The 13,900-nt window shown below is 60.4% G+C and carries 6 protein-coding genes; 2 read left to right on the top strand and 4 right to left on the bottom strand.

All coding sequences use genetic code 11. The features are described 5' to 3' along the window. Positions 1–21 precede the first annotated feature (21 nt). The 4 genes from KW846_RS15635 to aceE all read right to left on the bottom strand — a co-directional run bounded on the left by KW846_RS15635 (position 22) and on the right by aceE (position 9,234). Positions 22–2,715, bottom strand: a complete 2,694-nt coding sequence (locus tag KW846_RS15635; protein ID WP_007971820.1) for a bifunctional diguanylate cyclase/phosphodiesterase — start codon at positions 2,713–2,715, stop codon at positions 22–24. A gap of 235 nt (positions 2,716–2,950) precedes the next feature. After that, the gene (locus KW846_RS15630; protein ID WP_218483249.1) at positions 2,951–4,345 is read right to left on the bottom strand and encodes an alkaline phosphatase D family protein; all 1,395 of its coding nucleotides are present in this window, start codon (positions 4,343–4,345) and stop codon (positions 2,951–2,953) included. 273 nt (positions 4,346–4,618) lie between these two features. Next, positions 4,619–6,577, bottom strand: coding sequence for a dihydrolipoyllysine-residue acetyltransferase (gene aceF / locus KW846_RS15625; RefSeq protein WP_218483247.1), 1,959 nt, complete (start codon positions 6,575–6,577; stop codon positions 4,619–4,621). A gap of 11 nt (positions 6,578–6,588) precedes the next feature. Then, positions 6,589–9,234, bottom strand: a complete 2,646-nt coding sequence (gene aceE, locus KW846_RS15620) for a pyruvate dehydrogenase (acetyl-transferring), homodimeric type (protein ID WP_116580741.1) — start codon at positions 9,232–9,234, stop codon at positions 6,589–6,591. A 383-nt stretch (positions 9,235–9,617) separates the two neighbouring features. Between aceE and glnE the strand changes: the two genes are divergently transcribed. Further along, positions 9,618–12,557 (top strand): bifunctional [glutamate--ammonia ligase]-adenylyl-L-tyrosine phosphorylase/[glutamate--ammonia-ligase] adenylyltransferase, encoded by a 2,940-nt coding sequence (gene glnE / locus KW846_RS15615; RefSeq protein WP_218483245.1) that lies wholly within the window; start codon positions 9,618–9,620, stop codon positions 12,555–12,557. 307 nt (positions 12,558–12,864) lie between these two features. Beyond that, complete coding sequence (gene waaF / locus KW846_RS15610; RefSeq protein ID WP_218483243.1) at positions 12,865–13,899, top strand: lipopolysaccharide heptosyltransferase II; 1,035 nt, start codon at positions 12,865–12,867, stop codon at positions 13,897–13,899. Position 13,900 lies beyond the last annotated feature (1 nt).

The following is a 13,900-nucleotide window of genomic DNA, read 5'->3' as shown; positions in this document are numbered from 1 at the left end:
TGCCCGAGAGTTGGATCGCTGTCAGGCGATTGGGCCACGCGGGTAGCGTTTGAGCTTTTCGATCAGCTCATTGCCCGGGATCGGACGGTCGAACAGGTAGCCCTGGCCGACGTCGCAGCGGTGACGGCGCAGGAACGACAACTGATCGGCGGTTTCGATGCCTTCAGCCACGACCTTGAGTTTCAGGTTGTGGGCCATGGCGATCACCGCGGAGGTGATTTCCATGTCGTCCTGGTTGTCCGGGATTTCGTGGATGAAGCTTCGATCGATCTTGATGATGTCGATGGGGAATTTTTTCAAGTAGCTGAGCGACGAGTAACCGGTGCCGAAGTCGTCCATGGCCAGGGTCAGGCCCAGGCGCTTGAGCTGGTCGAGTTGCAAGTGGGTGTCTTCGGTGGCCTCCAGCAGCAGGCCTTCGGTCAGCTCCAGCTCCAGCAAATGCGCGGGCAGGGCTTCTTCCTTGAGGATGGTGGCGATGGAGGCCACCAGGTCCGGGTCGGAGAATTGCTTGGGCGACAGGTTGATCGCCACTTGCAGGTTGCCCAGGCCGGCGGCGGTCAGCGCTTTGCTCATGCGGCAGGCCTGGCGGGCGATCCATTTGCCGATCGGGATGATCAGCCCGGTTTCCTCGGCGACGCTGATGAACTGATCCGGACGGATCATGCCCTTTTCCGGATGATCCCAGCGCAGCAAGGCTTCCATGCCCAGCAAGCGACCGCTGCGCAGGCACAGCTTGGGCTGGTAGAACACGTCGAGTTCGTTCTGGGTCAGGGCGCGGCGCAGGTTGTTTTCGACGAACAGCTTGTAGCTGGCTTCGGCGTTCAATGCTTCGGTGAACACTTGCACCTGATGTTTGCCATTGGCCTTGGCCTTGTGCAGCGCCAGCCCGGCGTTGCGCATCAGGGTTTGCGGGTCGCGCCCGTGCAGTGGCGCGCAGGCCAGGCCCACGGACCCCGTGACACTGATCAACTGGTTGTCGACGAACATCGGTTTGTCGAGGGTCGCCAGCAACTGATTGGCCACTTGCTGACCCATCGTGAGGTCACTGTTGTCCAGCAACACGGCGAATTCGTTACTGGCGAATCGCGCCAGGCTGCCGCTCGGGATCAGGCTGTTGCGCAGGCGTCGGGCCAGACTGATCAGCAATTTGTCGCCAGTCTGGTGGCCGAGGCTGTCGTTGATCCGCTTGAAATTGTCGATGTCCACCAGCAACAGGCTGATCGGCGCGTCGCTGTCGCGGGCGAAGCGTTCATCGAGGTTGCGGATGAACGCCGGGCGGTTGCCGAGATTAGTCAGGTTGTCGGTGTAGGCCAGGCGCTCGATACGCTGCTGAGCGAGCTTGGTCTGGGTGATGTCTTCGTAGATGCCGATGTAGTGGGTCAGCTCGCGGTTGTCGCCGTACACCTTGGAGATCGACAACTGGCCCCAGTAAGGTTCGAGGTTTTTCCGGCGGCTCTTGAATTCGCCCTGCCAACTGTTGCTCTTGGCCAGTGCCGAAGGCGCGTCGAACAGCAGTTCGCTGAGGTTCTCCAGGGCCGGCAGTTCCGACAGGCGCTGACCGTGCACTTCTTCGGTGGAGTACTGGGTGATGGCGGTGAAGCTCGGGTTGACGTACTCCACCACGCCATCGCAGTTGACCAGCAGAAAGGCGTTGGCACTTTGCTCGACCGCACGCTGGAACAGGTGCAGGGCGCTGGTTGCGGTGCGCCGGTTGTGGTTGCTGATGACCTGGGCGAACTGGTCGGCCAGTTCTCCGGCGAAGGCGATTTCATCGGACTGCCAGGCACGGGTCGCACCGATTTGTTCCAGGCACAAAACGCCAACCACCTGGCCATCGACACGGATACTGGCGTCGAGCATCGCGTTGACGTCGCGCGGGCGCAGGCTTTCGGCCATCTCCCGGGTGCGCGGGTCGTGCATGGCGTTATGGGCGTCGATGGCACGGCCTGTGTGCAGGGCGTCGAGGTAATCGGGGAACACGCTGACGTCGATCGGCTGCGGCAGCAGGTATTCCTGATTCGTGCGGTGATAGGCCGAGATCGGCACCAGCATCGAGCCTTCGAGGCTCCACAGGCTGGCGCAGTCGATTTGGTAAATGTCGCAGGCGCTGCGGGTGATCAACTCGGCGGCTTCGCGCAAGGAGTTGTTGCTGCTGTAGCGCTGACGGGTAAGCAGCAGGATCAGGTCCTGCTGGGCACGCACCCGGTCCAGATGCAGCAATTGCTCCTGTTGGGCGCGCTGATTGAGCTCCAGGGCGATTTGCAGGCGCGAGTTCTGGGTTTCCAGGTCCAGGGCTGGTTGCAGCGGGTCATCCTCGAACAGGCCGTCAATGACCAACAGGTAGCCGCGCAACAGGTGGCGATTGTGTTGTTTGTAGGCTTCGCCCAATTCCAGCAGATTCAGGGAGCCGGAGGCCGTATGCAGGGTGTAGCGGATCAGGTAATGCGTGCTTTGGGTCAGTTGTTGCTGGACCGCGTCATGAAGTTGATAGCGCGCTTCCGGCTCCATCAGGCTGGCGTAGGGCGAACCTACCAGTGCACACAGCTCCACGGCGGGCAGGCCGAACTGGCGTTCGCAATTGGGATCGAGAAACAGGAGCGCCCAGCTGGGTTCATTAAGCCGTTCGAAACGCAGCATGCCGAGCCGCGAGGGCACAGGCAACTGCGTCACTACCTCGGCCACCATACGGCTGGCGGCATCGGGTTGGCTTTTCATGGAGGGAAACTCGCTTCGAATATGCTGAACGCGCTGGGCTCACGCCCTCTTTACTGTTACCTGCGGCAAGGTTGCATCATTGCGACACCGACTGACAAGAGAGATGAAGGCTAAGTGCTATAAGAATATGTCGGCAGACGACGGGTTTTCTTCAGTCGGTGGCAAAAAGTAATGCTATTCGCTGAAAAGTTCGCAGTTTTGCAAGTATTGCTATTGACTGCGATCCGTTTCCGGGTCAGCGAAACGGGATGCCAATCGACTGCAACAGCTTGCCTTCCCGATCGTGATAATTCACCAGGAGCTGCCCGGCCTCGACGACCAGGTGTGCAAAGTTATCCTGGCTGATCACGTTGCTGGTCAGCTCATTCCGATAGTCGCCGGAGGCGGTGCGAACCACGGGTTGACCGAGGACGAACGTGGAGGCCGTGGCATAGGGCAACATTTTGCTGTTGCACAGCGGTGACGAGACGATGGTGTGGACTTCGAAGTCCGGGTCCTCGCTGTGGGTCAGGCGGCTGGTCAGCGAGCCGTGGACATCGCCGGAAATGAACACGACGTTCTTGATGCGGTGAGTACGGATGGTCTCCAGCAACCGTAACCGTTGTTCAGGGAAGGCCTGCCAGGCGTCATCATCCGAGCGTTTGCGATCAGGGTAGAGCATGACACTGGTGACCACGAATTTGACCCGCGCCGGGCTGTGGATCAGCCAGTCGCACAAGGCCTGCTCCTGGTCGGCATCAAGAATGCGTCGGTCAGTGGCCGACAGATTGCGTCGGGTTCGACTGTCGGTAACAAACCATTCGATATCACCTTCAGTAAATTGATACCAGTATTTGTCCAGTCGTTTATTTATCTGCCCATCATTGGTTAGTTCATGGGCTGGACTATGACTGGCCTGATACAACTCATAGGCCCTGATTGCGTTTGCATATAAGTAGTCGTCGGACTTGCTCTTGTTGATGGGCCAGTTGTCTTCTATCTCATGGTCATCAAGGATCATGTAAGTGGGCAGGTTGGACATTAGGCTGGCGATATTGATCTGTGAAAACGCCACGCGGTATTTATGCAGTATTTCCTTGAGTTCCCGATCCGGGGCAATGATGTTCAAGTCATCGATATAGACTTGGTCTCCCGTCATCACCAGCGCACTGACGGGAGGGCTGGCTTGTTCCACTAGCCGTGAAATTGAAGCGAAGACTCTGTCGCCCAAATTAGGGGCAAATGCGATGCCGGCGGTCATTTGCAGATATCGGCAGGAGCCGACAATGTAGGCCCTTGGCAGACTGGCCTGGCTGGAACGGGTGCGCAAGTGATAAACCTGCCTTGGCCAATGCAGCGGCAGCTCCTTCACTGTGTCTACGGTGTGCGCCGGGCCGGGGGGGCTGAACCACCCGGCCTGATATTCATAATCGGAGTCGGCGCACAGGTTATTTAGTGCAAAGACTTCGCACATGTCGTGTTCGGGTTCGAGTTTTGCAAAGTTGCCTTTTGACCAGTGATCCTCGCCTTGTCTTCTATAGCGAATTCCGGCAAATACCAAAGTGTCCTTGTTGTGTTTGCCGCGTAAAAAAATACGCGCGTGATTGGTTGTGGTGTGGCCAATAATCGGGCCGACAGTTGGTTTAAGCATGTTTGAGTCCATTCGGCTGCCAGCGAGTTAGTTAGAATGTTGTTTCGAATGCAATAAGAGGTCTTTCAGTCAAGGCTAATTATTTAACTCGAAAAAATATCTGGCAGAAATGGATTGGGTTTGTGGGCAATATCAGCCACAAATGTAGGAAGGCGTCTTAAGTAAAAGTTCAGGCAAAAAAAGCCCCGCCAAATTGGCGGGGTTGAGGTACGAGCGTGGCGCTCGGAAACGTGGAACGCGATCGGCCCTCCGGTGAAGGAGGGCCGATCGGTGTTACAGGAGCATGGTGCGGATGTCGCCCAGCAGGTCGCTCAGACGCTTGGTGAAGCGTGCAGCAGCGGCGCCGTTGATCACGCGGTGATCGTAGGACAGCGACAGTGGCAGCATCAGTTTCGGCTGGAAGGCTTTGCCGTCCCAGACTGGCTGGATGGTGGCCTTGGAAACACCGAGGATCGCCACTTCCGGCGCGTTGACGATCGGCGTGAAGCCGGTGCCGCCAATGTGGCCGAGGCTGGAAATGGTGAAGCAAGCGCCTTGCATCTCGTCCGACGAAAGCTTCTTGGTCCGGGCTTTTTCAGCCAGGGAAGCGGCTTCGGCAGCCAGTTGCAGCAGGCTCTTCTGGTCGACGTTCTTGATGACCGGTACCAGCAGGCCATCCGGGGTGTCGACGGCGAAGCCGATGTTCACGTATTTCTTGCGGATGATCGCTTTGCCGCTTGGTGCCAGCGAGCTGTTGAAGTCCGGCAGTTCCTTGAGCAGGTGTGCGCAGGACTTGAGCAGCAACGGCAGGATGGTCAGCTTGACGCCGGCCTTCTCTGCAACGGCTTTCTGGGCAACACGGAACGCTTCGAGTTCGGTGATATCCGCCGAATCGAATTGCGTCACGTGCGGCACGTTCAGCCAGCTGCGGTGCAGGTTGGCAGCACCGACCTGCATCAGGCGGGTCATCGGCACTTCTTCGATTTCACCGAAGCGGCTGAAGTCCACGACCGGAATCGGCGGGATGCCCGCGCCACCGGTTGCGCCGGCAGCAGCGGCCGGTGCTTCCTTGGCCTTCTGCATCATGGCCTTGACGTAAACCTGCACATCTTCTTTCAGGATGCGACCGTGCGGACCGCTGGCGCCGACGGCGCTCAGCTCGACGCCGAACTCGCGGGCCAGTTGACGCACGGCAGGGCCGGCGTGAACTTTTGCGCCAGGCTTGGCTGGAGCGGCAACCGGGGCAGCAGGTGCGGCGGCCGGTGCAGCAGCGGCTGGAGTCGAAGCAGGAGCGCTCGGAGCCGCAGCGGCAGGTACCGGAGCAGCAGCCGGTGCAGCGCCTTTGACTTTCAACTTGAGGATCAGGTCGCCAGTACCGACTTCGTCATCGAGCTTGATGGAAACGCTTTCCACCACGCCAGCGGCTGGCGATGGAATTTCCATGCTGGCCTTGTCGGATTCCAGGGTGATCAGCGACTGGTCGGCCTCAACGGTGTCTCCGGCCTTGACCAGGACTTCGATGATCTTGGCCTTGCCCGCCGAACCGATGTCCGGAACGTGGATGTCCTGGACGCTGTCGGCAACCGGTGCAGCCGGAGCTGCTGCAGGTGCAGGTGCAGGCGCGGCGGCAGCAGCTGGAGCGGCAGCCTGGGCCGGGGCGGCAGCCGGTGCCGCAGCACCTGCCACTTCCAGATCCAGGATCAGGTCGCCGGTGCCGACTTCGTCGTTGAGCTTGACGCTGATGGCCTTGACCACGCCAGCGGCAGGCGACGGGATTTCCATGCTCGCCTTGTCGGATTCCAGGGTGATCAGCGACTGATCAGCCGCGACGGTGTCGCCGACCTTGACCTGGATCTCGATGATCTGGGCCTTGCCCGACGAACCGATGTCCGGCACGTGCACTTGCTGAACGCTGGCGGCAGCCGGCGCAGCAGCAGGAGCGGCGGCAGGGGCAGCAGCCGGTTTGGCTTCAGCCTTGGCAGCCGGCGCAGCGGCAGCCGCAGGGGCTGGCGCTGCGGCACCTTCGACTTCCAGTTCCAGCAGTTCGTCGCCTTCTTTCAGGCGATCGCCCAGCTTCACTTTCAGGCTCTTGATGATACCGGCCTTCGGCGCAGGCACTTCCATGCTCGCCTTGTCCGACTCAAGTGTCAGGATGCTCTGGTCGGCTTCGATACGGTCGCCGACCTTCACAAACAGTTCAATTACTTCACCTTCACCGCTGCCGATGTCAGGTACGCGAATGAGTTCGCTCACAGAATCTCTCCTCAGCAGTCCAGTGGGTTGCGTTTTTCCGGGTTGATACCGAACTTGGCAATGGCCTCGGCCACAACCTTAGGTTCGATGTCACCACGGTCAGCCAGTGCTTCCAGGGCTGCCAACACCACGAATTGACGGTCGACTTCGAAGAAATGACGCAGTTTCTTACGGCTGTCGCTGCGGCCGAAACCGTCGGTGCCCAGGACTTTGAATTCCTTGGACGGTACCCACTGACGGATCTGCTCGGCGAACAGTTTCATGTAGTCGGTAGAGGCAATGACCGGACCCTTGCGACCGTTCAGGCACTCTTCGACATAGCTCAGCTTAGGCTTCTGGCCAGGGTGCAGACGGTTGCTGCGCTCAACGGCCAGGCCGTCGCGACGCAGTTCGTTGAAGCTGGTAACGCTCCACACGTCGGCGCCGACGTTGAACTCTTCACGCAGGATCTTCGCGGCTTCACGGACTTCACGCAGGATGGTGCCGGAGCCCATCAGCTGAACGTGGTGCGCCGCTTCGCGGTTGTCTTCCTCGAGCAGGTACATGCCTTTCTTGATGCCTTCTTCGGCACCGGCCGGCATGGCTGGCTGCTGGTACGACTCGTTCATCACGGTGATGTAGTAGAAGACGTCCTGTTGCTCTTCGGTCATCTTCTTCATGCCGTCCTGAATGATCACCGCCAGCTCGTAGCCGTAGGTTGGATCGTAGGTGCGGCAGTTCGGGATGGTGGCAGCCAGCAGGTGGCTGTGACCGTCTTCGTGTTGCAGGCCTTCACCGTTCAGGGTGGTACGGCCGGCGGTGCCGCCGATCAGGAAGCCACGGGTGCGGCTGTCGCCAGCGGCCCAGGCCAGGTCACCGATACGCTGGAAGCCGAACATCGAGTAGAAGATGTAGAACGGCAGCATCGGCTGGTTGTGGCTGGAGTACGAAGTACCGGCAGCGATGAAGGAGCTCATGGCGCCCGCTTCGTTGATGCCTTCTTCGAGGATCTGGCCCTTCTGGTCTTCCTTGTAGAACATCACCTGGTCTTTATCGACTGGCTCGTAGAGCTGGCCGACGGAGGAGTAGATGCCCAACTGACGGAACATGCCTTCCATGCCGAAGGTACGGGCTTCGTCCGGGATGATCGGCACGATGCGCGGACCGATTTCCTTGTCCTTGACCAGTTGCGCGAGGATCCGCACGAAGGCCATGGTGGTGGAGATTTCACGGTCGCCCGAGCCGTCCAGGATCGCCTTGAGGGTGTCCAGCGGCGGAGTCGGGATGTTGAAGCTGTGAGCGCGACGCTGTGGCACGAAACCGCCCAGTGCGGTACGGCGCTCGCTCAGGTAACGGGCTTCGGCGCTGCCTTCTTCCGGTTTGAAGAACGGCAGGTTTTCCAGCTCGTCGTCCTTGACCGGGATGTCGAAGCGATCGCGGAACAACTTCAGGCTTTCGACGTCGACTTTCTTGGTGTTGTGCGCGGTGTTCTTCGCTTCGCCGGCACCGGTGCCATAACCCTTGATGGTCTTGGCCAGGATGACGGTCGGTTGTTCCTTGTGGTTGACCGCTTCGTGGTACGCCGCGTAGACCTTGTACGGGTCGTGGCCGCCACGGTTGAGTTTCCAGATCTCGTCGTCGGACAGGTCTTCAACCATCGCCTTGAGTTCCGGCGTGTTGAAGAAGTGTTCACGCACGAACGCGCCGTCTTTGGCTTTGTAGTTCTGGTACTCGCCGTCGATGACTTCGTCCATGCGGCGTTGCAGGATGCCGTCGACATCCTTGGCCAGCAGTGGGTCCCAGAAACGGCCCCAGATGACTTTGGTCACGTTCCACTGAGCACCGCGGAACACGCCTTCGAGTTCCTGGATGATCTTGCCGTTGCCGCGAACCGGGCCGTCGAGGCGCTGCAGGTTGCAGTTGATGACGAAGATCAGGTTGTCCAGCTTCTCGCGGCCGGCCAGGGAGATCGCGCCCAGGGATTCCGGCTCGTCGCACTCGCCGTCGCCCAGGAAGCACCAGACTTTCTGTTTGCCTGGCTGGATGAAGCCGCGGTGTTCCAGGTACTTCATGAAGCGTGCCTGGTAGATCGCCTGGATCGGGCCCAGACCCATGGATACGGTCGGGAACTGCCAGAAGTCAGGCATCAGCCAAGGGTGCGGGTAGGACGACAGGCCCTGACCGTCGACTTCCTGGCGGAAGTTGTTCATCTGGTCTTCGGTGATGCGGCCTTCCATGAATGCGCGGGCGTAAACGCCTGGCGAGGTGTGGCCCTGGAAGTAGATCAGGTCGCCGCCGTGTTCGTCGGTCGGGGCCTGGAAGAAGTAGTTGAAGCCGATGTCATACAGGGTCGCACTGGAAGCGAAGCTGGAGATGTGACCGCCGAGGTCAGAATCCTTCAGGTTCGTACGCATCACCATGGCCATCGCGTTCCAGCGTACCAGCGAGCGAATGCGGCGTTCCATGAACAGGTCGCCAGGCATGCGTGCTTCGTGGGTAACGGGGATCGTGTTGCGGTAAGGCGTGGTGATGGCGTAAGGCAACTGCGAACCGCTGCGGGTCGCCAGTTCACCCATACGGGTCATCAGATAGTGAGCACGGTCTTCGCCTTCTTTGTCGAGAACCGATTCCAGGGCGTCCAGCCATTCCTGGGTTTCGACGGGATCGAGGTCTTGCATGGCTTGCTCCAGGGCGGAAAGGCTACCAGAATCGGTTGCCTGAGTTAGCGACTGGCCTTGTGGGCAGACGTTATGAATTCTTGGATTGCCGACAGGTTGTTCCGGCGGCGTGTAGTTTTACTACAAATCTTCCGGCATTTCAGCCCGTCTAATGTATATACGAGTAGTAAAACTACAGATGAGCGGCTTGTGGCCCCCGGCTGCGTTGTGAGAATAATCGTTAAGGTTGGTCTTTTTCCAACTAAAAAAGGTAAAAGCTTGATGCTGGCTGCCAAAATAAAAGAAATTTCAGCTATTTCTAACTTTTGTTCGACACTCCTTCAGGTAGTGGGTTTTCGAAAACCACTACATGCAGTCCGTTGTACGCCGATCAAGGATAGACCATGAGCCTCCCTTCGCTTGCCGAACTGCCCGCCATTCTCCAGCCGTTTGTCACCCGCGCCGAGCAGTCGTTCCGGGCTGCCGTCGCCACTCTGGACGATGATCACGGGCTGTCTGCCTGGTCGCCAGAGCGCTGGGCGCAATTTGCCCGCGTCACCGCCGCCAGCGATTTCGTGATTGAACAGTCTGTTCGTGACCCTTTGATGTTGCTGCAGCTGGTGCAGTCCGGTGAGCTGGACCGCAGCTACGTGCCCGGTGAATTGTGCGCGCAGATCGCGGCCGCCGTGAGCACGGCCGAGACCGACGATCTGCTTGGCCGTGCCCTGCGCCGCCAGCGAGCGCGCCATCAGGTGCGGATCATCTGGCGCGACCTGACCCGCCAGGCCGATTTGATCCAGACCTGCCGCGACCTCTCAGACATGGCCGATGCCAGCATCGATCAGGCCTATCAATGGTTGTACGTGCGGCATTGCCAGCAATTCGGCGTGCCAACCGGGCGGCGCAGCGGCGAGCCGCAGCAGATGGTCATCCTCGGCATGGGCAAGCTCGGCGCCGTGGAGTTGAACCTGTCGTCGGACATCGACCTGATTTTCGCCTATCCCGAGGGCGGCGAAACCGTCGGTGTGAAGCGCGCGCTGGATAACCAGGAATTCTTCATTCGTCTGGGTCAGCGGCTGATCAAGGCCCTGGACCCGATGACCGTCGACGGCTTTGTATTCCGCGTCGACATGCGCTTGCGCCCCTACGGTTCGGCGGGCGCGCTGGTGCTGAGCTTCAACGCGCTGGAGCAGTATTACCAGGACCAGGGTCGTGACTGGGAACGTTACGCGATGATCAAGTCGCGGGTGGTGGCCGGCGACCAGGTGGCTGGCGCGCAACTCCAAGACATGCTGCGGCCGTTCGTTTACCGGCGATACCTGGACTTCTCGGCCATCGAAGCGCTGCGCACCATGAAGCAGTTGATCCAGCAGGAAGTGCGGCGCAAGGGCATGGCCGACAACATCAAGCTCGGCTCTGGCGGTATTCGTGAAGTCGAGTTCATTGCCCAGGCGTTCCAACTGATCCACGGCGGCCGCGACCTGAGCTTGCAGCAGCGCCCGCTATTAAAGGTGCTGAGCACCCTGGAAGGTCAGGGTTATCTGCCGCCGGCCGTGATCAGTGAGCTGCGCGAAGGCTACGAATTCCTGCGTTACACCGAACACGCGATTCAGGCGATCGCTGACCGTCAGACGCAAATGTTGCCCGATGGCGAGCAGGATCAGGCGCGCATTGCCTTTATGCTGGGTTTCGCCAACTGGACGGCATTCCACGAACAACTGATGTACTGGCGTGGCCGGGTAGCCTGGCACTTCGGGCAGGTGATCGCCGATCCCGACGAAGAGCAGGGCGCCGAAAGCGAAGTGGTGGTTGGCGGCGAGTGGTTGCCGCTGTGGGAAGAGGCTCAGGACGATGAGGCCGCTTGCCGCCAGCTGGAGGAGGGTGGTTTCAAGGATGCCCCCAAGGCCTTGAAAGCCTTGGCCGGTCTGCGCAGCAGTCCGCAATTGCGGGCGATGCAGCGTCTGGGACGCGAACGCCTCGATGCGTTTATTCCGCGTTTGCTGGCGCAGGCCGTGGAGCATGCCAATCCGGATCTGGTGCTGGAACGCGTGTTGCCGCTGGTTGAAGCCGTGGCCCGTCGCTCCGCGTACCTGGTGCTGCTGACCGAGAACCCTGGCGCCTTGCGGCGTTTGCTGACGTTGTGCGCCGCGAGCCCGTGGATCGCCGAGCAAATCACCCGTTTCCCGCTGCTGCTCGACGAATTGCTCAACGAAGGCCGACTGTTCAAGCCGCCATTGGCGCCAGAACTGGCAGCCGAGTTGCGCGAGCGCCTGACGCGGATTCCCGAGGACGACCTCGAGCAGCAAATGGAAGCGCTGCGTCACTTCAAACTGGCGCACCGCTTGCGGGTGGCCGCTTCGGAAATCGCCGGCAGCCTGCCGCTGATGAAAGTCAGCGACTACCTGACCTGGCTCGCCGAAGCGATTCTGGAACAGGTGCTCGCACTGGCCTGGCGACAGACCGTGGCCAAGTACGGCACGCCCCTGCGCACCGATGGCACCTTGTGCGATCCCGGCTTCATCATTGTCGGTTATGGGAAAGTCGGCGGCCTGGAACTCGGGCATGGTTCGGACCTGGACCTGGTGTTCATCCACGACGGTGATCCGCAAGCTGAAACCGATGGGCCAAAACCCATCGACGGCGCGCAATTTTTCACCCGGCTGGGGCAGCGGATCATTCACCTGCTGACGGCGCAGACCAACTCCGGGCAGTTGTATGAAGTGGATATGCGTCTGCGGCCGTCCGGTGCGTCAGGTTTGCTGGTGAGTTCTTTGGGGGCGTTTGCCCGTTATCAGGAGAACGAAGCCTGGACCTGGGAGCATCAGGCGCTGGTGCGGGCGCGGGTGTTGGTGGGCAGTCAGGACGTCGGCCAGGCCTTCGAGAAAGTCCGCGCCGCGATATTGGGCAAGACGCGTGATTTGCCGACCCTGCGCCAGGAGGTCAGCGAGATGCGCGCCAAGATGCGCGATAACCTCGGCAGCAAGAGCACGGCGGCCGGCACCGGGGCAAATGCCTTCGAAGCCACGGCGCCGTTCGATATCAAGCAGGACGCCGGAGGTATCGTCGATATCGAATTTATGGTGCAATACGCGGCCCTGGCGTGGTCCGAAACACACCCGCCATTGCTGCGCTGGACCGACAACATCCGCATTCTGGAAGAGCTGGAGCACGAAGGGCTGATGCCCGTCGAAGATGCCAGCCTGTTGCGTGAAGCGTATAAAGCGTACCGTTCCGCCGCCCACCGACAGGCTCTGCAGAAGAACCCGGGGGTGATACCGGCCGACCAGTTCGCGGACGAACGGCAGCAGGTCATGCGGATCTGGCGTGAGCTGGGGCTACGCTGAAACGCGTCAGTCGCAGCGACAAGATTCAAAGGTGGGAGCGGGCTTGCTCGCGAAGGCGGAGTGTCAGTCGATAGAGATATTGAATGTGATGGCCCCTTCGCGAGCAAGCCCGCTCCCACAGTCGATCTGCAGTGTCGGGCAGATCGAGGTACGCCAATACCCAATGTGGGAGCGAGCCTGCTCGCGATAGCGGAGTGACAGTCGACAGCAATGTTGAAGGTGATGACCCATCGCAAGCCGCCATGCTCCCGCAGAGATTCTCGAGGCGGGGAGGCGTAGGCCTCCCCGGTTCGTTTATGGAAACCACATGAAAATTCTGATCGTTGGGCCCAGTTGGGTCGGTGACATGGTGATGGCGCAGACACTTTTCCAGTGTCTCAAGCAACGCCACCCGCAGTGCGAAATCGACGTGCTGGCCCCCGAGTGGAGCCGGCCGATTCTTGAGCGCATGCCCGAAGTTCGCCAGGCCTTGAGCTTTCCGCTCGGTCATGGCGTGCTGGAGTTGGCGACGCGCCGGCGCATCGGCAAATCCCTGGCCGGCCAGTATGACCAGGCGATCCTGTTGCCCAATTCCCTGAAGTCGGCGCTGGTGCCGTTCTTTGCCGGCATTCCGAAACGCACCGGCTGGCGTGGCGAGTTCCGCTATGGCCTGCTCAATGACGTGCGTACGCTGGATAAGGATCGTTATCCGCTGATGATCGAGCGCTTCATGGCCCTGGCCTACGAGCCGGGCGTCGAGCTGCCAAAACCCTATCCGCGTCCGACGCTGCAGATCGACCCGGTCACCCGCGAGGCGGCGCTGGCCAAGTTCGGCCTGGCCCTCGACCGTCCGGTGTTGGCCCTGTGCCCCGGCGCCGAGTTTGGCGAGTCCAAGCGCTGGCCGTCCGAGCATTACGCCAAGGTCGCCGAAACGAAGATCCGTGAAGGCTGGCAAGTCTGGCTGTTCGGTTCGAAAAACGACCACGCCGTGGGCGAAGACATCCGCGCACGGTTGATTCCCGGCCTGCGCGAAGAATCGGTCAACCTCAGCGGCGGCACCTCGCTGGCCGAAGCCATCGACTTGCTGTCCTGTGCCGATTCGGTGGTCTCCAACGACTCCGGCCTGATGCACGTCGCTGCCGCGCTGAACCGCCCGCTGGTCGCGGTCTACGGCTCGACGTCGCCGGGTTTCACGCCACCGTTGGCCGAGCACGTGGAAATCGTACGCCTGGGCATCGAGTGCAGCCCGTGCTTCGATCGCACCTGCCGTTTCGGCCATTACAACTGCCTGCGCCAGCTCATGCCGCAGGCGGTGAACGAAGCCTTGCAGCGGTTGCAAGGCACTCCGGTCGAGGTCAAATAGC

It is taken from the genome of Pseudomonas sp. PDM32 (assembly GCF_019219225.1).
Taxonomy (GTDB): domain Bacteria; phylum Pseudomonadota; class Gammaproteobacteria; order Pseudomonadales; family Pseudomonadaceae; genus Aquipseudomonas; species Aquipseudomonas laurylsulfatiphila.
This window is presented reverse-complemented; position numbering and strand designations above follow the sequence as displayed.

Excerpts from the sequence above, each read along its gene's own strand:
- KW846_RS15635 (WP_007971820.1), bottom strand. The coding sequence starts at position 2,715 with ATGAAAAGCCAACCCGATGCCGCCAGCCGTATGGTGGCCGAGGTAGTG.
- KW846_RS15630 (WP_218483249.1), bottom strand. The coding sequence starts at position 4,345 with ATGCTTAAACCAACTGTCGGCCCGATTATTGGCCACACCACAACCAAT.
- aceE (WP_116580741.1), bottom strand. The coding sequence starts at position 9,234 with ATGCAAGACCTCGATCCCGTCGAAACCCAGGAATGGCTGGACGCCCTG.
- glnE (WP_218483245.1), top strand. The coding sequence starts at position 9,618 with ATGAGCCTCCCTTCGCTTGCCGAACTGCCCGCCATTCTCCAGCCGTTT.
- waaF (WP_218483243.1), top strand. The coding sequence starts at position 12,865 with ATGAAAATTCTGATCGTTGGGCCCAGTTGGGTCGGTGACATGGTGATG.